Origin of the sequence: Flavobacterium sp. N502540 (assembly GCF_025947365.1) — a bacterium.
Classification (GTDB): Bacteria; Bacteroidota; Bacteroidia; order Flavobacteriales; family Flavobacteriaceae; genus Flavobacterium.
Genome location: NZ_CP110012.1, coordinates 5,367,680 through 5,392,700, shown reverse-complemented (window position 1 = coordinate 5,392,700; position 25,021 = coordinate 5,367,680). Strand labels below are relative to the sequence as shown.

General features: G+C 36.2%; 10 protein-coding genes. 8 read left to right on the top strand and 2 right to left on the bottom strand.

The genetic code is table 11. The features are described 5' to 3' along the window. Positions 1 to 58: 58 nt before the first annotated feature. Positions 59 to 760, bottom strand: a complete 702-nt coding sequence (locus OLM58_RS22015; RefSeq protein ID WP_017497635.1) for a LytR/AlgR family response regulator transcription factor — start codon at positions 758 to 760, stop codon at positions 59 to 61. Next, complete coding sequence (locus OLM58_RS22010; RefSeq protein WP_264530676.1) at positions 750 to 1,802, bottom strand: sensor histidine kinase; 1,053 nt, start codon at positions 1,800 to 1,802, stop codon at positions 750 to 752. The genes OLM58_RS22015 and OLM58_RS22010 overlap by 11 nt, the downstream gene beginning before the upstream one ends. Before the next feature lie 421 nt (positions 1,803 to 2,223). On the opposite strand from OLM58_RS22010, the gene OLM58_RS22005 reads away from it, so the two are divergent. The 8 genes from OLM58_RS22005 to OLM58_RS21970 all read left to right on the top strand — a co-directional run bounded on the left by OLM58_RS22005 (position 2,224) and on the right by OLM58_RS21970 (position 24,871). Beyond that, entirely contained in the window at positions 2,224 to 5,256 is a 3,033-nt protein-coding gene (locus OLM58_RS22005; RefSeq protein ID WP_264530675.1) for a SusC/RagA family TonB-linked outer membrane protein, read from the top strand. A gap of 10 nt (positions 5,257 to 5,266) precedes the next feature. Next, positions 5,267 to 6,850, top strand: a complete 1,584-nt coding sequence (locus tag OLM58_RS22000; protein ID WP_264530674.1) for a RagB/SusD family nutrient uptake outer membrane protein — start codon at positions 5,267 to 5,269, stop codon at positions 6,848 to 6,850. 115 nt (positions 6,851 to 6,965) lie between these two features. Further along, complete coding sequence (nagB, locus tag OLM58_RS21995) at positions 6,966 to 8,903, top strand: glucosamine-6-phosphate deaminase (RefSeq protein WP_264530673.1); 1,938 nt, start codon at positions 6,966 to 6,968, stop codon at positions 8,901 to 8,903. Positions 8,904 to 9,062: 159 nt separating this feature from the next. Then, complete coding sequence (locus OLM58_RS21990) at positions 9,063 to 11,129, top strand: beta-N-acetylhexosaminidase (RefSeq protein ID WP_264530672.1); 2,067 nt, start codon at positions 9,063 to 9,065, stop codon at positions 11,127 to 11,129. Positions 11,130 to 11,629: 500 nt separating this feature from the next. Next, the gene (locus OLM58_RS21985) at positions 11,630 to 16,606 is read left to right on the top strand and encodes a glycosyl hydrolase family 18 protein (RefSeq protein WP_264530671.1); all 4,977 of its coding nucleotides are present in this window, start codon (positions 11,630 to 11,632) and stop codon (positions 16,604 to 16,606) included. A gap of 331 nt (positions 16,607 to 16,937) precedes the next feature. Next, positions 16,938 to 17,294: a helix-turn-helix domain-containing protein gene (locus tag OLM58_RS21980; RefSeq protein WP_264530670.1), complete on the top strand. Its 357-nt coding sequence runs from the start codon at positions 16,938 to 16,940 to the stop codon at positions 17,292 to 17,294. Between the two features lie 586 nt (positions 17,295 to 17,880). After that, the gene (locus OLM58_RS21975) at positions 17,881 to 23,919 is read left to right on the top strand and encodes a glycosyl hydrolase family 18 protein (RefSeq protein WP_264530669.1); all 6,039 of its coding nucleotides are present in this window, start codon (positions 17,881 to 17,883) and stop codon (positions 23,917 to 23,919) included. Positions 23,920 to 24,097: 178 nt separating this feature from the next. Then, positions 24,098 to 24,871 carry a TlpA family protein disulfide reductase gene (locus OLM58_RS21970; RefSeq protein WP_264530668.1) on the top strand — a complete coding sequence of 258 codons (774 nt, stop codon included), beginning with the start codon at positions 24,098 to 24,100 and terminating at the stop codon, positions 24,869 to 24,871. Positions 24,872 to 25,021: the final 150 nt, after the last annotated feature.

Below are 25,021 nucleotides of genomic sequence, written 5' to 3'. Positions count from 1 at the left end.
TTTTTTCAACAATGTGTTAGTTTTTACTGAGTTAGAAAAACGATTTAGGAAGCTGAATTTATTCCAGAATTTTGTTTTTTACTTCTTTGCTGTAATTTCTTCCAATTGGAATGGTGTAGGATTGTATCTGAATACGATTGCCCTCTATAGATTTCACTTTGTTGAGCGCAATTACGTATGATTTGTGAATGCGCAGGAATCGGTCAGCCGGTAATTCTTCAGATAATGAAGTCAGAGATTTGTGTGTAATGTAGGTTTTGTCGGAAGTCACCACTTTTATGTATTCTTTCATGCCTTCAACAAACAGAATTTCTTCAATATTAATTTTCATCATTTTTTTATCGACTTTAATAAAAATATGAGAGTCTCCTTTTACGGTTTCGACTTTAATATTGTTTTTTAGGTTGTATTCGGTGGTGATTTTATTAATGCATTTTATAAATCTTGGAAGAGGAATCGGTTTTACTAAATAATCCAGAACATCCAGATCGTAACTTTCGGCGGCAAATTCTCTAAAAGCGGTTGTGATGATAACTTTGGTTTTGTTTTCGATTAAGCTAATAAGTTCGAACCCTGTCATCATAGGCATGTTAATGTCTAAGAATACAGCATCGACAGTGGTACTGTTTATAAAATCAAGCGCTTCCAAAGAATTATTAAATGTGCCGATTACTTCAAAATCTGTAAAATTGGTAAAATAATTTTGCAGGACTTTGATTGCTAAAGGCTCATCATCAACCAACACGCATTTAATTTTCATTATTAAGAGGTATTTGCAAACGGATTATATAGTAATTTAATTTGATTGTGTTCTTCAGACTAAAATCGTTCTTGTAAATCAGTTTTAATCTTTTTTTGGTATTCGCCAGGCCAATACCGCCTTTCGAGTTAAGATTTTGTGAAATTACAAAATTATTTAAGATTTCAAAGTCTAACATTTTATTGTCGATAACTTTACAATTGATTTTGATTTTTAAATTGTTGTTATTGACTCCGCCATGTTTAAAGGCATTTTCTACCAATGAAATAAAGATCAGCGGAGGTACTACTATATCCTCGATATTCGATTCCAGGTTGATCGTAACTTCTACATTTTCAAAACGTAACTTCTCGATTTCGATATAATTTTGGATGTAATCAATTTCTTTAATTAAGGGAACTGATTTAGTTCCTTTGACATCATATAAAACATACTCCATCAAATTAGACAGTTTTAAGATTACGTCCGGAACTTTATCGGAAGATTCTAGTGATAAAGCATACAAGTTATTCAGCGTATTAAAAAAGAAATGAGGCTGAATTTGATTCTCCAGATATTTTAGTTTGATCTTAAACTGATTTTCTCTTAATGATCGGTTTCTTTCGCGTTCTCGTAACCAGGTTAGTGTAAGGTAAACAGAAGATGCCATGGCAACAACGTACAATTCTCCGATGCAGACTGCCAGTACGTGGTTAATGTCGAAGGTGTGATATTCACGGTTCGCTTCCGGCCAAATATTTTCGGATATAATATAATAGGTAAGACCAGTTTTTATTAAGTAGACACCCAATAGGCTTGCAACCATCATAAAGGTGTATTGAATGTACTTTTGTTTTAGCACCAAACGAGGAACCAATACAAATAAATTAAAATAGACTAATGGAATGTGTAAGGAGAATTCTATCAAGTTTGATTTGAACGAATAGGAGTAGTCATTAAAGTAGGCTCCCCATCTTAAAAAGTTAAGAGTGAAATAGCAGCTCCAAAACCAAATGTGATTTTTGAGTTTAATGTCAAATTTTAATTTCCGTAGTTCGTTCAACTTCTGTTAATAATTTATTAAGGATTTTCTTTAGCCTAAATATGATGCAACTTTAAACAATTACTTTCTAAAACGCAATTCTTTTGAAGAATATTTTAATAAAAAAGAAATGTGTTGGGGTTTTCTGATGGGATAACGTTTTCGTAAAGCATATTGTAAAGTATTGACTGAGATTTGATCATAAATGCCATTAAGATGTTAATGAATATTAAATGATTGTTTAATAAAAGTGATTTTTTTTGTAGTAAATTTTTATTTTGTTGTAAAAATTTACCAGAAAATGGCTAGAAAACGTTTTCGAATAGCATATTATTGATTGTTTTATGTCGTTGGTTTAAAATTTAATGTTGTTTGTATAAATTATTTTTTTTAACAATCCCTTAAGAATAATTTTACCCTATAACTAACAAAATAAATTAACATGAAAAAAATTTTCTTAATCTTTATGATTGTTTTTACGGCGCAGGTTTCGCTTGCTCAGGTAAAAAACATTAAAGGTGTGATTACAGATTCTGATGGAATGCCATTGCCAGGGGCTTCCGTTGCAGTACAAGGAGGTCAAAAGGGAACTACTTCCGATTTTGACGGGGTGTACTCGATTGAAGTTCAAAAAGGACAGACTTTAGTTTTTACTTATGTTGGACTTGAAACACAATCAATAGTTGTAGGTGATGCTGCTACAATTAATGTTAAAATGCTACAGGCAGCATCAAATGCACTTACGGAAGTTGTTGTAACTTCATTAGGTATCAAGAAAACAAGAAAATCTTTAACTTATGCAGCTCAGGAACTTAAAGGAGAAGAGCTAACACGTGTAAGAGATGCGAACGTTATCAATACAATTGCAGGTAAAATTGCGGGTGTTGCTGTAACAAAAAGTTCTGCCGGTACAGGTGGTTCTACAAAAGTAGATATTCGTGGAAGCTCTTCAGCAACAAACAATCAGCCTTTATACGTTATTGATGGTATTCCGATGTTAAACTCTGGTTCAGGTCAGCCAAATGATACTTTTGGTAGTTTAAATGGTGGTAACCGTGATGGTGGAGATGTTGTGTCTTTAATTAACCCGGACGATTATGATGGAATGACGGTTCTTAAAGGAGCAGCAGCTTCTGTATTATATGGATCGCAAGGAGCAAATGGAGTAATTTTACTTTCATCTAAAAAAGGAAAAGTAGGACAGTCAAGTTTTTCAGGTTCGTCTGTAACTACTTTTGAATCGGCAGCTTATTTGCCAAAGTTTCAAAAAGATTATGCTGCAAGAGCAGGAGAAGATGAGACTTGGGGTGCGAAACAAAACGTAAAAGATCATGTTAAAGATTTCTTTCAAACCGGAGTTACTCAAATTACATCTGTAGGGTATTCTGCAGCTACAGAAAATTCTTCTACAGCATTGACTTATGCTAATACATCAGGATCTGGGATTATTCCAGGTAACGGAATTAAGAGAAACAACTTTGGAATTCGTCAATCTGCAAAGTTTTTTGATAACAAACTTACAGTAGGTGTAACAGGTAACTATACTACACAATCAATTGCAAATAAACCGGTGAATGGTCTTTATTTTAATCCACTTACAGGAGTTTATTTAATGCCAAGAGGAAATGATTTCAATTTTTATAAAAATAATTATGAAGTTTTTAATCCGACTAGAAATTTAATGGCTCAAAATTGGATGACGAACAGAGATATTATGCAAAACCCATATTGGGCTATTAACAGAAATAAATCTGAAGACACAAACACTTTCTTCAACGGAGCAATTTCTGCTTCATACAAAGCAAATGAATGGTTAACAATTGCTTCAAGATATAGTTATAACAGAGTTGACAGTGGATTTGAAAAGAGAATTTTTGCTACTACTCAAGGAACACTTTCTCATGCTAATGGTAGATATATTAGTAATGATGCTGTGAGTACGCAGCGTTATGGAGATTTAATTGCTACGATCAATACAAAATTCAGTGATGATTTTTCATTTAATGCTAATATTGGTACAAGTATTACGAATACGATGACGAATGACAGAACAATTTTAGATTCTGGAATTGGTGCCGGATTAAGAATTACGAACTGGTTTACACTTAACAATTTTATAAACAATACAGGAAATTATCAGACCATTGACTCAAAAAGAGAAATACAGTCTGTATTTGCAGCTACTACATTGGGTTACAAGGATATGTTGTTCTTAGACCTTGCAGCAAGAAATGACTGGTCTTCTACATTAGTGAATACTAAAAAAGGGTCTTATTTTTACCCGTCTGTAGGTTTGACAGGTATCCTTAGCGAGATGTTCAAAATGCCGGAGTCAATTAGTTTTGCAAAAGTTCGTGCAACTTATGCTCAGGTTGGTAATGATGTTGCTGCTTTTGTTACTACTCCTGTAGATTTATATGTCCCAGGTAATAATACTACTCAGCCTCAGATTGGATTACAAAGAGGAACTACTTTAAAACCGGAATTGAAATCAGAGTATGAATTTGGTACAGAGTGGAGATTCCTTAACAACAGATTTGGTATTGAACTTTCTTACTATAATTCAACAACAAAAAATCAATATTTCCAATCAGCCGCTCCTGACGGAAGTCCTGAGGGAGTTAGATTTTATGGTTTCAATGCCGGAAGTATCGAAAATAAAGGTTTTGAAATCGTAGTAAATGCGGGTGTTGTTAAAGGAGATAAATTCTCATGGGATTCATCTGTGAATTTTTCTCAAAACAAAAATACAGTAAAAGAACTTCCAGAGTCATCTAAAGGAATTGTGAATTTGACTGTTCCTGGAGTTAATAACTACCAATACTCTTTAATTGAAGGAAGACCGTTTGGTGTTATTATGGGAAAAAATATTCTTAGAGATAGTCAAGGTAGAATGTTGTTAAGTGATAAAGGTAAAGTACAAGTTAATCCAGATTTTGTTGAAGTTGGAAATTCAAATCCTGATTTCATGTTAGGTTTCTCTAACACTTTCAAGGTTGGTGCTTTCTTTGCAAATGTTTTGATTGATGGACGTTTTGGAGGTAAAGTAATGAGCATGACTGAAGCTCAAAATGATTTCTTTGGAGTTTCTAAAGCAACAGGTGATGCCAGAAATGCTGGTGGAGTACCAGTAAATGCGGTTAAACCTGATGGTACTGTGGTAACTAATATACCTGCTGAAGAATATTATAAAGCCGTTGGAGGAAGAGATGGAATTACAGGTGAATATGTTTATAAAGCGACAAATGTAAGTGTGAGAGAGATCTCTGTAGGATATACTTTTAACCCTAAAAAACTTCCTGTTTTTCAAACAGCTTCTATTTCATTAATTGCCAGAAATTTATTCTTTATATACAAAGACGCTCCTTTTGATCCAAACATTGCATTAAGTACAGGAGAAGGACTGCAAGGTATTGATATCTATGGTTTACCTTCTACCAGAAGTATTGGTCTTAATTTAAATGTAACTTTCTAAATTAAAAAAAATGAAACTAAATAATATAAAAAAAACAGCTATCTGTATGTCGATACTTGCTACGGTAGGTTGTACAGGTAATTTTGATGAGATTAACACCAATCCAAATGGTTTTAGTAGTGTGCAGTTACAAGATGATTTTAATGACATCAAAAAAGGATTTGCTCCGATGTTTAACAATATTCAGGTATTAGGTGATCAGCTTGAATCTCAGTATCAATTACAACAGAATCTAAATGCAGATATTTGGTCAGGTTATATGGCTACGCCAACTCCTTTTAGAGGAGGAAGTAACAATACAACTTATGACTTAATTGACGGATGGAACAATGCTATTTGGACAAATGCTTATCCTAATGTTATGTTCAACGCCTACGATATTGCAAATAGAACAAAAGGAAAATTTGATCATTTTTATGCACTTTCTCTAATCTTGAAAGTAGAAGGAATGCACCGTGTTACGGACATCTTTGGTCCTATCATCTATTCTCAATACGGTAAAAATGCGCCAATTGCTTATGATTCTCAGGAAGAAGTATACAACCAAATGTTTAGCGAGTTGGATTTTGCTGTAGATGAATTAACAAAAAGAGCAGATTCAGGAGAGCCTTTTGTCTTTAAAGATGCAGATTTATCTGGTTATGAAGGTAATTATGCCTCTTGGGTAAAATTTGCCAACACTTTACGTTTGAGATTAGCTATGCGTATCGTAAAAGTAAAACCTGCTTTAGCAAAAGCTCAGGCTGAAAAAGCGGTAGCACAAAAATTCGGAGTATTTACAGCTAAAAAAGATGCGTTTAGAATTGTATCTCCAACTTTTACAAACCCTATTGCTACCATTAGTGGTTCATGGTTAGATATTAGAATGTCTGCCGATATGGAATCTATTTTAAAAGGATACAACGATCCTAGAATGCCAATTTATTTTGATAAATCAGCTCAGTTTGCAGGTCAGTACAAAGGAATTCGTACCGGTATAGCCATTGGAGGAAAAGGAGACCGTGAGCGTTTTTCAGGTATTGGAGATGTTGTTAAATCGAAAACAATTTACTTGGTAACAACTGCTGAAGCTTATTTCTTAAGAGCAGAAGGAGCTTTAAGAGGCTGGAATATGGGAGGCGATGCTAAATCATTATACGAGGCAGGTATTGGGGCGTCATTTGATCAAAGAGAAGCTTCAGGTATTGCTAAATACTTAATTGATAATACTAGTCTACCTGTAGCATATGTTGATCCTGTTGCTGCTGTGAACAATTCAGCTCCGGTAAATAATATTACTATTGCCTGGGATGATGCAGCTACAAATGAGGTGAAATTACAAAGAATTATTACTCAAAAATGGATCGCAGGTTTCCCGGAAGGACAAGAGGCTTGGTCTGATTACAGAAGAACAGGATATCCAAAATTATTCCCTGTAGTGGTAAACAATAGTGGAGGAAAAATTACTACGGAATTTGGTCCTAGAAGAATCAACTTTACTTCAAATGAAGTACTGAACAATAAAGAAGGTGTAGCAACTGGTGTAGCTAAGTTAGGTGGTCCGGATAACGGAGGAACCAGACTTTGGTGGGATGTTAATGCTCCAAATTTCTAAAAAAATAATCAAAGAATTAAAAGAATTTAAGTTTGGTTAGTAAATGGCGTAGACAACGCGAGTTGTTTATGCCATTTCATAAACCAAAATTGTAAATGTTATAAAAAGAAAAGAAATGAAAAGTGCTTTAGAAATAAAACCTGATATCAGCTATAAAAGCGCGGGAAAATTTGAAGAGACGCGATTTGAGAAAATCCATAATGAAATCTTCAGAAATTCAGCAGAAGCTTCGGTAATTGTAGCACAGGAAATTGCGCAATTGATCCGATCTAAACAAGAAAAGAATAAATCTTGCGTATTAGGTTTAGCCACAGGTTCTTCTCCTATAAAAGTTTATGAAGAGTTGGTGAGAATGCACAGAGAAGAAGGCCTAAGTTTTAGCAATGTAATCACTTTCAATCTGGATGAATATTATCCAATGAGTAAAGAGAACAATCAGAGCTATCATTATTTCATGCATCAGCATCTTTTTAATCATATTGACATCAATCCCGAAAATGTAAATATTCCCGACGGAACCATTGCTATTGATGAACTCAATCAATACTGCATCGATTACGAAATGAATATTAAAAATGCAGGAGGACTGGATTTTCAATTATTAGGAATTGGTCGTACAGGTCACGTAGGTTTCAACGAACCCGGATCCCATATCAACTCGGGAACCAGAATCATTACACTGGATCATATTACAAGAGTCGACGCTTCTTCCGATTTTAACGGAATCGATAACGTTCCAAAAAGAGCGATCACCATGGGGGTTTCTACCATCATGAGATCCAAACGAATTGTACTAATGGCCTGGGGACAAAACAAAGCCGATATCATCAAGAGAACCATTCAGGGCGATATCAGTTCCGAAGTTCCGGCTACATTTTTACAAAACCACCCTAATGCGACTTTCGTATTAGACCAGTCAGCAGCTTCAGAATTAACCCGTTTCAAAACGCCTTGGTTAGTAGGAGAATGTATCTGGACACAAGAATTAAAAAGCAAAGCGATTGTTTGGTTGTGCCAAAAAACAAAACAATCTATTTTAAAATTAACAGACCGTGATTACAACAACAACGGAATGTCAGATCTTTTGGCGCAGGAAGGTTCTGCTTACGACTTGAACATCAATATGTTTAATGTTTTGCAGCATACCATCACCGGATGGCCGGGCGGAAAACCCAATACCGACGATTCGCATCGTCCGGAAAGAGCCAATCCGGCAAAAAAACGAGTGATTCTTTTTAGTCCGCATCCTGATGATGATGTGATTTCTATGGGAGGAACTTTTTCAAAACTGATCAAACAAGGTCATGATGTACATGTGGTATATCAAACCTCCGGAAATATAGCCGTTACAGACGACGAGGCACTTAAATTTGCCGAAGTGGCTAAGGATTTTCTTGGTGATGCAGCCTCGGGAATCAACTTTAAAGCTGTAATAGAATTTTTGAATAACAAATCAGAGAATCAAATTGATTCCCTGGAAGTTCGCAAATTAAAAGGACTTATCCGAAGAAGAGAGTCCTATGCAGCGACCCGATACATTGGTTTAAAAGATGAAAACACCCACTTTTTAGATCTTCCGTTTTATGAAACCGGACAGGTAAAAAAGAATCCGTTGGGGCCTGAAGACATTGCTATTGTAAAGGACATTATTGCACAAATTAAGCCCCATCAGGTATTTGCAGCGGGAGACTTAGCAGATCCGCACGGTACACACGAAGTTTGTCTGAATGCCATCTTTGCAGCGATGAAACAATTGAAACCTGAAAAATATATGGATGATTGCTGGTTGTGGTTGTATCGTGGTGCCTGGCACGAATGGGACATTCACGAAATTGATATGGCCGTTCCGCTTTCTCCATCAGAAGTATTGCTTAAACGCCATGCGATTTTGTACCATCAGTCACAAAAAGATCGCGTAATGTTCCAAGGAAATGACTCGAGAGAATTTTGGGTAAGAGCCGAAGACCGTAACAAAAACACAGCCGTTTTATACGATGAATTAGGCTTGGCAGAATACGAAGCAATTGAAGCTTTTAAACGTTTTGATTATTAAGAATACTATATAAGATCTGGGTGAGAGCGGATCGAAATGCAAAATTCAGATTGATTTCATTAGGAGTAGTGAGGGTTCAATCGAAATCATTCTGAGTTTTGCTTCTATTATTTATTATTAATGTTGTATAAAAGCAACATCTTTCCAAAAACAAAAAAAATGAAATATTTATTAGTCCTACTATTAGCGGGTGTAACTGCTAGTGCTCAGATTAAAAAAGAGCAGTTAAACCTTATGCCCTGGCCTCAAAGCGTTGTGTTAAGTGATGGTAATTTTGCGTTAAATAAAAATTTTAAAGTAAATATTACCGGAAATCCAAATCCCCGAATTTTTGGTGGAGTAACTCGCTTTTTGCGTCGACTAGATGGTAGAACCGGTATTTTTTTCGAACAGGGATTTATTACCAAATTAAATGAAGTCCCAACAGCTGAACTTCAAATCAATTGTACCAAGAGCGGAAAAATTGGTTTGTATGAAGATGAAAGCTATCACTTGGATATCAAGCCAAACAAAATTACAATCAATGCAACAAGCGATTTAGGAGCACTGCACGGGCTTGAAACCTTATTGCAAATGTTGCAGAATACGAACAACTCCTTTTATTTTCCGGTATCAAAAGTCTCCGATTTTCCAAGATTTACCTGGAGAGGTCTGATGGTCGACGCGGCAAGACATTTTCAGCCGGTAGATGTGATCAAAAGAAATATTGACGGATTGGCAGCTATGAAAATGAATGTTCTTCACTGGCATTTGGTGGACGATCAGGGTTGGAGAATTGAAATGAAAAAACATCTAAAACTAATTGAAAAAGCTTCGGATGGAATGTATTACACACAAGAGGAAATTAAAAATATCGTAAAATATGCTGATGAGCGCGGTATTTTAATCGTTCCGGAAATAGATGTTCCTGGTCACGCATCTGCAATACTTACAGCTTATCCTGAGATTGGAAGTAAAGTAATCACACTGACAGGAGGAACTTCTGAAAAAAACATTCAGGGAACCGCAATTGCGACCTATGGAATTGAAAGAAATGCGGGTATTTTTTCACCAACATTAGATCCTTCAAATCCTAAAACATACCAATTACTAAGTGAATTATTTGATGAGGTTTGCCCGTTATTTCCAGGTGCTTATTTTCATATCGGAGGAGATGAAAACGAAGGAAAGGACTGGGATGCAAATCCAAAAATTCAGGAGTTTAAAAAGAAAAATAAGTTAACAACCAATCATGAACTGCAGACTTATTTTACCATGCAGTTAATTCCGATGCTTAAAAAACATGGGAAACAGTTAATGGGCTGGGAGGAAATTTTGACTAAGAATATGTCAAAAGATGCCATTATTCATGCCTGGAGAGGTCCTAATGAAGGAGTAGTAGCAGGTCAGTCGTTGATTGAATCAGTAAAAAAAGGATATAAAACCGTAATGTCCAATGGATATTATATTGATTTAATGTATCCAGTGGCAAGTCATTATTTGAATGACCCTATGCCAAAGGGAGCCAATTTATCCACCGAAGAAAAAGCGAGAGTATTGGGAGGTGAAGCAACAATGTGGACAGAACTCGTATCATCAGCAACTATAGATTCCAGACTTTGGCCAAGAACAGCTGCAATTGCAGAACGACTTTGGTCAGCCGAAGATATAACCGATTTGGCCAGCATGCGTAAACGTCTCGATGTAGTTTCTTTCAGATTAGAAGAACTTGGATTGACACACATTCGCAATAAGGATGTGATTTTAAGAAATATCTCGAACAATCAAAATACAGATTTTGTAGAAGAATTTACAAACGTTTGCGAGCCTTTAAAAGGTTACAAACGAAATAAAGGAGGAACGGAATATCAAATGTACTCTCCGTTAACTCTTTTTGCAGATGCCTGTACACCGGATGCTAAAGACTCTTTGGCTTTTGACGATGCAGTAGCGCAATATTTAGCAAATAAGACTCCGGAGAATAAAGCAAAAGTAACCGCATTTTTAAACAAATGGATTGCTGTAAACAAAGGACTGGTAGAATTGAGTGCAAATGCACCTTTGATACAACACTTTTTACCTCTGTCCAAAAAATTGAATGATGCATCACAAGAACTATTACTTGTTTTAGATAACAAATCAACTTTAAAAGGGGATGATCTGAAAAATTTAATAGAGCTATGTAACAGTAAAGACCACGCTGATGTTGAGTTGTCAGTATATGAAAGTCTTAAAAAATTAATTTAAAGATTTGTTTGAGTTAGTATTTAGTATGTTTTTTTTACCATGATTATTTAGTAATTCGTTATCTCTGCCATATAGGTTTCTGGCAGAGATAATTATGGTAGACTACATTACATCTTTAACTCTTGACCAAAGAATAAACATACAATTATAACCATAAAAAGAAGTATTAACATTTAAAAACCAAATAGTAAGTCGCATACCACAAACATGACAAAAAGTAAAGTATTTAGATTGATGAATCCCAAATTTATCTTCTGTGTTTAAACTAATTTTTTTTAAAATTAAATAAATATCAGTCACTACTATTCACTAATGATTATGGCTAGGATCAGTAATAGTAATATTTATTTTTAGAAGTAATGAATTAAAAATCCAGTGTGCCGTGATGTTATTTATTCGCGGTGTATTGAACCCCGGTTATCGTATTTATTTGCCGCATTTTGGGAGATAAGGTATTGTAATTGGAATATTTATTATCTATTAACCAATATTTATTAACTATGAAACATTATTACAGATTACTCTTTATGTTACTGTTTCCCTTACTTGCGTCGGCCCAACCAGCCCATGGCAAAAAAGTAGTAGGGTATTATGCGCAATGGGCTATTTATGCCCGGGATTTCAACGTTCCCAAGATAGACGGGAGCAAGATAACCCATTTGAATTATTCTTTTTACGGGACAACTTTTGACCCTGCCCGTCCGGAGAATACAAAATTAAAATGTTTGGATACCTATGCTGATTATGAGCATACGGAAGGCGGAATTCCATGGGATGCTCCTGTAAAAGGGAATTTTTATGATTTGAAAAAGTTAAAAGAAAAGTATCCGCATTTAAAAATTTTAATCTCTGTTGGAGGATGGACCAAAGGACAGGATCTTTCTCCAATTGCCGCAAGTCCGGTGGCAAGAGCTGCTTTAGCTGCAGATATGGCAAACTTCATAGTCACTTATCCGTTTATTGACGGATTTGATATCGACTGGGAGTATCCTCTTATGGGAGGAACAGACGGTACTGAAATCGTGAACGGAATCCCGGTTCCTCCACAAAAATACCACCCGGATGACAACAAGAACCTTGTACTTTTACTAAAAGCCATGCGTCAGGCAATGCCTAATAAACTGGTGACTATTGCTGCCGGAAACAATGTTCGAAATGTCCCTAAGCAATATTTAGGGCCAAACAACAGGGCATCGTATGGAATGACCGAAGATATTTCAACGTACTGTGATTACATTACTTACTTTGGATATGATTTTGGCGGAAACTGGTATGATAAAACATGTTATAATGCTCCTCTTTATGGAAGCGGAAACCCGAATGATCCATTGTATGGTGCAACTCAGTCAGAGTCACTTGATGAGTTGACGAACATCTATTTGAATGTAGTTGGTTTTCCTGCCAATAAATTAATCATGGGATTGCCTTTTTACGGCAAGAAATTTGACAACGTTGCCAATAACGGAACCAATCCAAACTTTCCGGGGTTATTTGTTGCTGCACCAAGATATAATGTTGCAGGCTGTACAAATCCGCAAAACCCAACAGGAACCTGGGATGGGCCGGCGGCTTGTGAGAAATCCGGAAGTATCGAAATTTGTGGCCTGGTTGGAAATCCGGTTACCAATTCACATGCTTTTTTAGATCCTAATACCATGTTAGTTACACCAACGGCAGCTGCTGCAGGTTGGGTAAGGTATTTTGATAACACGACCAAAGTTCCTTATTTGTATAACAGTAGTTTGAAACAGTTTATCAGTTATGAAGATAAACAATCAATGGATTTAAAAGTACAGTACATCAAATCTAAAAATCTGGCCGGTGGTATGATTTGGGAATTATCTCAGGATACCAGAGGCTCTATCCCTAATTCACTTTTAACTCAGGTAGATACTTCGTTTAAAAGTATCGTTCCCGGAACAGTTAGTATTGGAGGTTCTGTAAAAAATGGAACAGCTTTGGTTACTAACGTTACTGTAGAGATTAGAAATGCAAGTAATGCAGTTATAGAAAGTGTAGTGTCTCCAACAGGTAATTTTACATTTTATAATTTACCAAAGAATCAAAACTATATCCTTACAGCGATAAAAGCTGCTTATAGTTTTACACCAGTTAGCTTAACAAATGTTGCTGCTGATCAGACAGGGGTTGTGATTCAGGGAACACAGCCATTGTATACCGTTAGCGGAACTGTTACCAACACTACACCAACAGAAACTACACCGGTTTCAGGAGTTACTGTTACTGCTACTTCCGGTACGACTGTTTTAACTGCTGTTTCCGGTACTAATGGAACCTACAGTATTACAGGTTTAACAGCCGGGCTTAATTTTACAGTTACAGCTGCCAAAACAGGCTTCCCTTATACACCAGCTGTGACAACTTATAATGCAATTGATAGCAATAAAACGTTAAATTTTGCTCAGGGTCCTGCGATTGTATATTATACAGTTAGTGGTACGATCTTAAACGGAACTACACCGGCTTCCGGAGTAACTGTTACAGCGACTTCTACAGGAGCAACTGTTACAGCAACTTCTACTGCAAACGGTTATAGTCTTAGTTTGCCATCAGGAGGAAATTATACCATAACGGCTGCGGCTCCTGGTAAAACGTATACTCCGGCTTCAACAGTTTATACCAATTTAATAGCCGACAAAATTTTAAATTTAACCGAGTATAACGTTGGAACCAGTAAAATTAGCGGTACAGTTAAAAACGGTACAGTTCCGGTTGCAGGAGCTAAAGTAGAAATCGTTTTACCCTGGACTGATAATGCCCACGGATGGAAAAGTGTTTTGGCAACAACAGATGCACAAGGAAATTATAGCTTTGCCAATTCAGTTGTAGACGGATATACTACCATTTCGAGTTTGAAATTGAATGCGTGGCAAAATAACGACGTTAATTATTTTCCAAATAATTTGACCAGTTTTGCTGTTCCGGCAACCCCTACGGTTTATAATTTCAATACTGCTGCTACCGCAAGAACGTCCTCTTATGCAATGAGCGGAAAAGTTCTAAACGGAACTACTCCGGTATCAGGAGCTGTAGTTTCGGCAGTTTCAGGTACGACAGTTTTAACTGCGACAACAGATAGAAATGGAGCTTATTCTTTTGCAGGTTTAACTTCAGGATCAGATTATAAGGTATCTGTTGCTAAAACGAACCTGACATTTGCTCCGGTTTCAGCAGTTTCGACAACAGAGTCTGGTAACAAAACTCTTGACTTTACGCAAAATTTGGTAAGTGCTAATCTGATTAGCGGTACGGTTAAAAATGGTACAGCACCGGTTGCAAATGCAAAAGTAGAACTTATTGTGCCTTGGACTGATAACACGCATCCATGGAAAAGCGTTTTGGCAACAACAGATGCTCAGGGGAACTTTAGCTATGACAACACAGTTACAGCGGGTTACGCGCAAGTTTTAAGTTTGAAATTAAATTCTTGGCAAAATGGTGAAGTAAGTTACTTCCCAAATAATCTCGCAAATTTTGCAATGCCAACAACACCAACGGTTTATAATTTCAATAGAAATGCGGTTACACCACCTCAGGTTACCATTACTGCACCTTCAGCAGCAACGGTAGCTATTGCTCCGGGAACTGCGATACAGCTAAAAGCAACTGCAAGTGTAGATGCCAGCTTAACTATTTCGTCAGTGGTGTTCAACATCAACGGACAAAATATTACAGCAGCGCTTTCAGGAACAGAATACGTAGCAAACTGGACGCCGGTTTTAGCAGATTTCAATAAAAATTATACATTAAAAGCAACCGTAACTGCATCAAGCGGTGCGACTGCAGAAAATACAAAAGCGTTTGCGTTACAATGTTCAGGGACAAATTGCCCTAATTCATTGCCTGTAATTACCTGGAATGCACCGGTGAACACTACTATAAACCAACCTTCTTTCCAGATTGTGCCAATTTCGGTTACGGCTGTTGATAGTGACGGATCGGTTTCAGGTGTTACGATTACAATCAATGGAAGTACTTTCAATATGACAGCAGGTACAAATAATACCTATACGTATAATTTCATGCCAGCTGCTCATCAACTTTATCCGGTTGTAATCAAAGCAACCGATAATAAAGCGGCTGTAGCTACATTAAACAATGATATCAATATTACTAATGATATTCGTGTATTTAATCCACTTCCAGCTAAAATTGTTTTAGGGTATGCTCATTCCTGGGAAAATACTGGAGCTCCATTTTTATATTTCTCTCAAATAGTGGGAAGTAAATTTAACGTAGTAGATTATGCCTTCGTAGAAACGGTTAACCGTGATGGTTATACCCCGGTATTGACTACAAATGACGCCAGATATTTGACCAATGGTGTTTTCGATAAGCAATTGTTGAAAAATGATATAAAATCTTTAAGAAATACGGGGGTTCCTGTTATTGTCTCTATCGGAGGTCAAAATGGTCATGTTGTTTTAGAGAACGTAACTCAAAAGAATATCTTTGTTAATGGTTTGAAAGCCATTATTGACGAGTACCAATTTGATGGAGTTGATATTGATTTTGAAGGCGGATCGATGAATTTTAGCGCAGGAGGTTTAAGAGATATTTCTTATGCGGGTATTTCAGCTTATCCAAGATTAAAAAACGTAGTGGATGCTTTCAAAGAATTAAAAGCTCACTATGGCCCTAAATTTATATTAACTGCCGCTCCGGAAACACAATATGTACAAGGAGGATATTCTACCTATAATGATACTTTTGGTTCCTTCCTGCCAGTTATTCACAACTTGCGTAATGAATTAGATTTGTTAGCCGTACAATTGTATAATACAGGAGGAGAGAACGGATTAGACGGTCAGTATTATGGTTCGTCTAAGAGAGGAAATATGGTAACTGCCCTGACCGATATGTTGATAAAAGGGTACAACATTGGTACAACAGGAATGCGTTTTGATGGTTTACCGCCTTCAAAAATCCTTATTGCTTTACCAGCTTGTCCAAGTGCGGCAGGTAGTGGTTTTATAACACCGGCAGAAGGAGTTAGTGCGATGCATTATTTAAGAACCGGAACCACTTTTTCAGGAAGAACATACACTATGCAGCCAGGCGGACCTTATCCTTTATTAAGAGGTTTTATGACTTGGTCTGTTAACTGGGATTTTTCTTCTTGTGGTAATTCATCTGAATTGTCTAAGGCGTATGCAGCTTATTTTGCAGGACAGACTGCCGCAAGAGCGTTGCCTGAAGGAATCGAAACGAAAAGTACAACTATCGCTTACTTTAAAAATGATGCTTTATTAGTGACAACTGACTCTGAAGATATTGCTCAGGTAGAAGTTTTCAATACTATTGGACAACCATTGGTAAGTCATAGAAATGTTCATCAAAACAAAGAAGTTGTACTTCATAACTACAGCTTTACCACTAAGCAATTATTTTTAGTTGTGGTGACGGATAAAGCAGGAAATAAAAAATCATTCAAAGTAATGAACTTTTTGAACTAAAAGGACAATATTGAAGAATGAAAAATACAGAAATAAAAAATTGGAATGGTTAAAATTGAGTTTGGTTATTTATTTTTTAATCTAATTTTTATTTCGAATAAATGCTGCAAATTGAGGTGATTTGTTATTTGGTTTTCACCTGAAGGAAGCGCATTATAAACCCGACAATTGTATTGTCGGGTTTTTTTTGTCCATCTTCAAAATAATATATCAATCTTAAAATCATAATATTTGATTGTATTTTATAAGTTTTATCGGATATTTAATTCATTTTTATTTAAGAATTTTCTGTAAAATAAGTAAATAATTTCTTACTTTTGAAAAAAAAAGAATGATCGGGGAGAATGTAAGAAAGATAAGGATTATTAAAGGATATTCTCAGCAATACGTAGCTGATTTGCTGGAGATGTCACAAGCTGCCTATTCAGATATGGAGAGAGGTAAGACAAAGATTAGTTTTGAGAAATTACAGAAAATTTCTTTAGCCTTAAATCTGCACATGAATTATATCGTTAATTTTCATGAGAACAAATTGTTCAGTTCTAATTTGATAACAAACAAAGAGGAGATTAATGAACTTAAAACTCACTTTGCTAAAGAAAGAGAACTTTACAAAGAACAAATAGATACCTTAAAAGCCGAGATAAGCTATTTAAGGAGTAAACTTGATATAAAGAATAATTCGTAACAATCGAAAGACCGCATTTTGACAGGCTTCTTTTCTTGAGAGAAGATTAAATTTCGCAACTAAAAAAACTTTAAAATGTGATTGGAGCTCAATTTAAATAAGTTTTAGCCGTTGGTCGTAATCTTTTAACAGGTAGAAACATGGTTTTTATAAACTTAAAAGACGTTTAGACAATTAAACCCCATGTTAAAGCATTTACAGGCAAGACTTCTCTTTTACCTTTTTATTAGGATGTTATACTTATGCTTCTATATGCTAAAATTAAATTTTGTTCAATTTTGTCCAAAAGGTTAAGTTTTTTATACTATGCTTTGTAATTCATGACCCCTGAAAGAATTATATCGCAATTTAAAATAGATAAGAAGATACCGATAAATAGTTTTTGCATTAGTGTTCCCCAATTTATTATGTGTGCTTTAAACTGTATTCTCTTATCAAAAAGAACTATTTCGGTGTATTGATTTGGCACTAAGTCCATCTTTTTTTAGGAGCACTTATCATATTTAAACACCAGTTTCGTATTCATTTTCAGAGTTTTAATTAGGAATTACTGCAGATTTTTTTTTAACCATTAATATATTTAGCTATGAGAAATTACTACAGATTGCTCGTTTTCCTGCTATTTCCTTTACTTGTGCTGGCTCAACCCGCTCATGGTAAGAAAGTAGTGGGCTATTATGCACAGTGGGCGATTTATGCCCGGGATTTCAATGTTCCCAAGATAGACGGGAATAAGTTGACACATTTGAATTATTCTTTTTTTGGGACTGATTTTGATCCTGCTCACCCTGAAAACACCAAGTTAAAATCTTTGGATACCTATGCTGATTTTGATCATATGGAAGGCGGAATCCCATGGGATGCTCCTGTAAAAGGGAATTTTTATGATTTGAAGAAGTTAAAAGAAAAGTATCCGCATTTGAAAATTTTAATTTCTGTCGGAGGCTGGACCAAAGGTCAGGATCTTTCTCCAATTGCCGCAAGTCCGGTGGCAAGAGCTGCTTTAGCTGCAGATATGGCAAACTTCATTGTTACTTATCCTTTTATTGACGGATTTGATATCGATTGGGAATATCCTGTCAAAGGAGGAACAGACGGTACCGAAATTATTAATGGAGCTCTGATTCCTGCACAGAAACACAGTCCGGACGACAATAAAAACTTAGTGTATTTATTAAAAGCAATGCGTCAGGTCATGCCCAATAAATTAATTACTATTGCTGCGGGAAATAATGTTCGGGATGCATCCATACAGTATTTAGGGCCAAACAATAGAACGCAATATGGAATGACCGAAGATATTTCGACCTATTGCGATTACATTACCTATTTTGGATATGATTTTGGAGGAAACTGGTATGATAAAACCTGCTACAATGCTCCATTGTATGCCAGCGGAAATGCAAACGATCCGCTATACGGTGCTGCCCAGTCCGAATCATTAGATGAGCTAACCAGTCAGTATCTGAATGTAATTGGTTTTCCGGCGAGTAAACTGATTATGGGATTGCCTTTTTACGGGAAAAAGTTTGAGCATGTAGCCAATAATGGAAACAATCCTAGCTTACCGGGACTATTTGTTAGTGCACCAAGGGATGTAGTTCCGGGATGTACAAATCCGCAACCTCCGACAGGAACCTGGGATACACCAGCCGCTTGTGAGAAATCCGGGAGTATAGAAATTTGTGATTTAGTGGGGAATCCTGTTACTAATTCACATGCTTATCTGGATCCAAACACCATGTTGGTTACGCCAGCCGCAGCAGCCGCAGGCTGGGTACGATATTTTGATAACACTACTAAAGTTCCTTATTTGTACAATACTACTTTGAAACAGTTTATCACCTATGAAGATAAACAATCAATAGATTTAAAAGTTCAGTATATTAAATCCAGAAATCTTGCCGGTGGTATGATCTGGGAAATATCGCAAGATACCAGAGGTACAGTGCCAAATTCACTATTAACTCAGGTTGACACTTCATTTGGAAGTATTGTACTGGGAACAGTGAGCATCACAGGATCAGTAAAAAACGGAACAGCTTTATTAACAAGCGTAACTGTTGAATTGCGTGATGACAGTAATGCGGTTTTACAAACTTTAACTTCTGCAACAGGAAATTTTACATTCAATAATTTGACCTCAGGTCAAAATTACAAGGTCACTGCAGCAAAGACATCTTATACTTTTACTCCGGTTAATCTTGCTAACGTAACAACTAATCAAACAGGAATAGCTATTCAGGGAACTCAGATATTCTATACGGCAAGCGGAACAGTTTTAGACGGTACAACACCGGTTTCAGGAGTTGTTGTTTCTGCAACTTCGGGAGGAGCCACTTTTACAGGAGTTTCTAATGCAAGCGGAACATATAGTATTAGTTTGCCATCTGGTGCTGATTATACGGTAACGGCCGCTTCACCAGGTTACAGTTATACACCGGCATCAACGGTTTATACTAATTTAATGGCAAACCAAACATTAAACTTGAGACAAAGTGTAGTTGTTCCTATAATTAGTGGAACAATCAAAAAAGGATCTGTTGCAGTTTCAGGAGCCAAAGTAGAATTAACTTTACCCTGGACAGACAACACGCACCCTTATCAGGTTAAATATGCCACAACAAATGCAGAAGGAAAATACAGTTTTGATAATGCTGTTTTGGCAGGATATACGACTGTTACAAGTCTTAAATTAAATGCTTGGGAGAATGGGGGACTTACTTATTTACCATCCGATCTGGCAAGTTTTCCGATTCCGGCAGCCCCTAAAACGTATGATTTTAACACAAATGCTATAAATCCAACCTATTACACAATAAGTGGAACAGTGTTAAACGGAACAACTGCAGTTTCTGGTGTAACTGTGACCGCTACAGACGTAACAACAGTTTTGACTGCGGTTTCAGATACTTCTGGAAATTATGGTATTGCTAATTTGGTTTCAGGTGCAAATTATACCGTAACAGTTGCAAAAGCAGGTTTAAGTTTTACACCGGTTTCAACAGTTTATAATGCAATAAATAGCAATAAAACTTTGAATTTTACCCAAGTAGCCACGCCGGTATATTATACAGTTAGCGGAACAGTTCTTGACGGAACGACTTCGATTCAGGGAGTTACAGTAACGGCGACTTCAACCGGAGGGACTTTTACAGGAGTTTCTAATGCAAGCGGAACATATAGTATTAGTTTGCCATCTGGTGCTGATTACACAATGACGGCTGCAAAATCAGGTTTGAGTTTTACACCGGTTTCAACAGTATATAACAATTTAACAGCGAACAAAACATTAAACTTCAGTCAGGATGTTATTGTCGCTGGAGTAAGCAAAATTAGCGGAACAGTTAAAAATGGTTCTGTTCCGGTTTCGGGAGCAAAAGTAGAATTAATTTTACCTTGGACAGATAATTCACATCCGTATATGAGTAAAATTGCAACTACAGATGCACAAGGGAAATATAGTTTTGACAACACCATTTTAGCAGGATATACTACTATTTCAAGTTTAAAAATGAATGCTTGGGAAAACAATAATGTTGTTTATTCTCCAACTAATTTGACCAGCTTTGCGGTTCCGACAAATCCGACAGTATACGATTTTAATACTAATGTAGTTACACCAACTTATACAGTTAGCGGAACAGTTTTAAACGGAACAGCTCCGGTTGCCGGTGTGACGGTGACTGCTACAGACGGAACAACAGTTTTGACCGCGGTTTCAGATACTTCTGGAAATTATAGTATTGCTAATTTGGTTTCAGGGGCAAATTATACGGTAACAGCTGCAAAATCAGGTTTGAGTTTTACACCGGTTTCAACAGTTTATGCTGTAATAAATTCAAATAAAATATTGAATTTTACGCAAATAGTTGCGCCGATATATTACACAGTTAGCGGAACAGTTTTAAACGGAACAACGGCGATAGCTGGAGTAACTATTTCGGCAACTTCAGGAACTACAACTTTAACTTCAGTTTCAGATGCTTCTGGAAATTATAGTATTGCTAATTTGATTTCAGGAACAAATTATACCGTAACAGCTGCAAAATCAGGTTTAAGTTTTACACCGGTTTCAACAGTTTATAGTGCAATAAATAGCAATAAAACTTTGAATTTTACACAAATAGCTACGCCGGTATATTATACAGTTAGCGGAACAGTCTTAAATGGAACAACAGCGGTAGGCGGAGTAACTATTTCAGCAACTTCAGGAACTACAACTTTAACTTCAGTTTCAGATGCTTCAGGAAATTATGTTATAGCCAATTTGGTCGCGGGATTAGACTATATTATTACAGCAGCAAAAGCAGGATTAACTTTTAGCCCGGGATCAACCATTTATACAGCAATTAGTGCTAATAAAATATTGAACTTCACGCAAAATATTTCGGGTGGAGCTTTAATTAGTGGAACTGTAAAAAGTGGTTCAACTCCTATAGCAGGAGCAAAAGTAGAATTGATTTTACCTTGGACAGATAGTACGCACGGTTATGTAAGTATCATGGCAACAACGGATGCTTCAGGAAATTTTAGTTATAACAATTCGGCTTTAGCGGGATATACTACAGTTGCAAGTTTAAAATTGAATGTTTGGGAAAACAGTAATGTTGTGTATTCTCCCACTAATTTGGCTAGCTTTGCCATGCCAGTAACACCTCAGGTTTATAACTTCAATTCAAGTTCAGTTGCCCCTCAGGTTACAATAACAAGTCCGTCATTGGCAACTGTAGCGATTGTACCGGGAACAGTAATTCAGCTTAAAGCAAATGCAAGTTTGACTTTTGCAGATCCAACGGTTAGTATTTCGTCAGTAATATTCAATATCAACGGACAAAATATTACAGGAACACTCGCTACAGGAACAGAATATGTGGCCAACTGGACACCTGCTGTGGCAGATTTTAATAAAAACTATACTTTAAAAGCAACGGCAACAGCATCCAATAGTGTTACGGCCGAGAATACAAAAGCATTCTATTTGCAATGTTCAGGAGCTTCTTGCCCGAATGTATTGCCGGAAATTGCGTGGATTACTCCAGCATCAACAACCATTAATCAGGTTTCAGGATTTCAACCCGTTCCGGTTAGTGTAAATGTAACCGATACCGATGGTACTGTTGCAAGTGTTTCGATCAGTATTGACGGAGTTTCGTTTCCAATGACAAAAGGAACCGGAACCGCTTACAATTATACTTTTACACCAAATACCTATAAAAATTATGCAATCGTAGTAACGGCAACAGACAATGCTGGCGGAGTAAAAGCATTCAATCAATCCATTAGTATCATTAGTTCGTCTTTCAATCCGTTACCGGCAAAAGTAATTTTGGGTTATGCTCATGCATGGGACAATGATAGTGCACCTTTCTTGTACTTCAATCAATTGGGAGACAAGAAATTTAATGTAGTAGTGTATGCTTTCATTGAAACCGTTAACAGAGATGGTTACACTCCGGTTTTGGTTATAAATAAGGAAAAGTATGGCGGAGTTAATAGTTTTAATCCTCAATTATTAAAGGACGATATTAAATTTCTGAGAGACAAAGGGATTCCGGTTATTGTTTCAATTGGAGGACAAAATGGTCATGTAGAACTGAATACTGTTGCCCAGAAAGATGTTTTTGTAAAGGGATTAAAAGAAATTATTGATTATTATAATTTTGATGGAGTTGATATTGATTTTGAAGGAACTTCTATGGATTTCGGTGCAGGAGTATTAACTGATTTTTCTTATGCGTCAATTTCGGCTTATCCAAAATTAAAAAATGTTGTAGATGCTTTTAAAGAGTTGAAAGCAAATTATGGAAGTGGATTTATTTTAACCGCGGCTCCGGAAGCTTACTATGTACAGGGAGGATATTCTAATTACGGAAATAGACCGGGCTCATTCCTTCCTGTGATTTACAATTTGCGTAAAGAACTAGATCTTTTAATGGTACAATTGTACAACTCAGGATCAATACTGGGACTTGATAATGTAGCTTATTCACAAGCAACACCGAATTTTCTTACCTCAATGTCAGAAATGCTTATGAAAGGGTTTAATGTAGCTACTACTGGATTTTATTTCCAACCATTGCCGCAATCAAAAATAATGTTTGGTCTTCCGGCATGCACTTCTGCAGCGGGAGGAGGTTATCTAACTGCTGAAAAAGGAATTCAGGCGTTCGATTATCTAACGAAGGGAACTACTTTCCCGGGAAGAACCTATACTTTAAAAGGTGGACCTTATCCTGATTTGAGAGGAGTTATGACCTGGTCAATCAACTGGGACGCATCTTCTTGTGGTAATTCATCTGAATTTTCTAAAGCTTATGCAGCGTATTTCGCTTCGCAATCAGCAAGTAAAAAAATGGTATTAGAAAAAATTGAACCTAATGGTAAAACGGTAGTTTATTTTAAAAATGATGTTTTATCAGTAACAAATGATAGTGAAGATATTGCTCAGGTTGATGTATTCAATACGATCGGGCAATTAATAGTAAATTACAAAAATGTTCTAAATAACAAAGAAGTCTTACTTCACGATCATAGTTTTTCTACCAGACAATTGTTTGTGGTTGTAGTGACAGACAGCGCAGGAAATAAAAAATCAATCAAAGTGATGAATTTTTTAAATTAATTTTTTCTAAACAAATATTCAGAATTAAGGAGATTATTTAGTTTTTTCGTGCAATAACCCAAAAGACCTGGCAATACCATTGCCAGGTCTTTTAATAAAATATGTTTTTTGAGATTCTTTCGGGAGTCTAAAATCAAATTTTAAGTACTTTTGGATTTTATAACTCATTTAAAAAGTCATGCAAAAATCAATCTGTCTCGTAATTTTAGTGTTAATTTCTACGATAACGACAGCTCAGACAAAATTTAGCGAACCCGAAGTTGATCCTATTCAGATTCAAAAAACGTTTAGCGATTGGTCAGTCTACCAAAGTAAAAGTATTATGCTTTCGAGGGATTTTCTAGCGTTGGATGCTCTTTCAAAGGAAATCTCCAAAGAAACTTTTCTGGATCAATTAGCAAATGGAAATTATATTCCAATCCGATTAAAGTCAGAGCAGGGGACCTATTGCTACAAATTGTTTACAATTCAGCCCAATTCAGATACCAGTATAAAAGCAACGATGAATCAACTAGGTTTTGATGCTCTTAAAAACTATAAAATGGAAGGAACTGTTTTTCCTCCATTCTCTTTTAAAGATTTAGAAGGTAATCTGGTTTCAAACGAATCGATGAAAGGAAAGATAGTTGTCATCAAATGCTGGTACATTCATTGCACACCCTGTATCAGAGAATTTCCGCAAGTCAACAAATTAGCCGCGGAATACAAAGACCGAAAAGATATCCTGTTTTTAAGCCTTGCAGAAGATTCTGCAGTGCAGTTAAAAACATTTCTGACAAGAAAACCATTGTCATATTCCGTTATTCCCGATATGAAAGTATACATGAATGAGGCTTTGCAGTTAAATTCATTCCCAACGCATTTTATTTTAAACAAAGAAGGAATGATTGCTAAAGTACTTCCTAATTTTGAGAGTTTAGAAGTCGCTTTGGCTAAAGAGAGTAAGATGTAGTGTGTGAGATGTGAACTGTAAGATGTAAACGTAAGATGTTATCACATTGGAGTAAAAAGAAGTGTTTTACAATTAACAATTAGCATTTCACAACCCACACAATCCACATTTTACAATAAACATAAGGCCTTTGCAACTCTGAACCTTTTT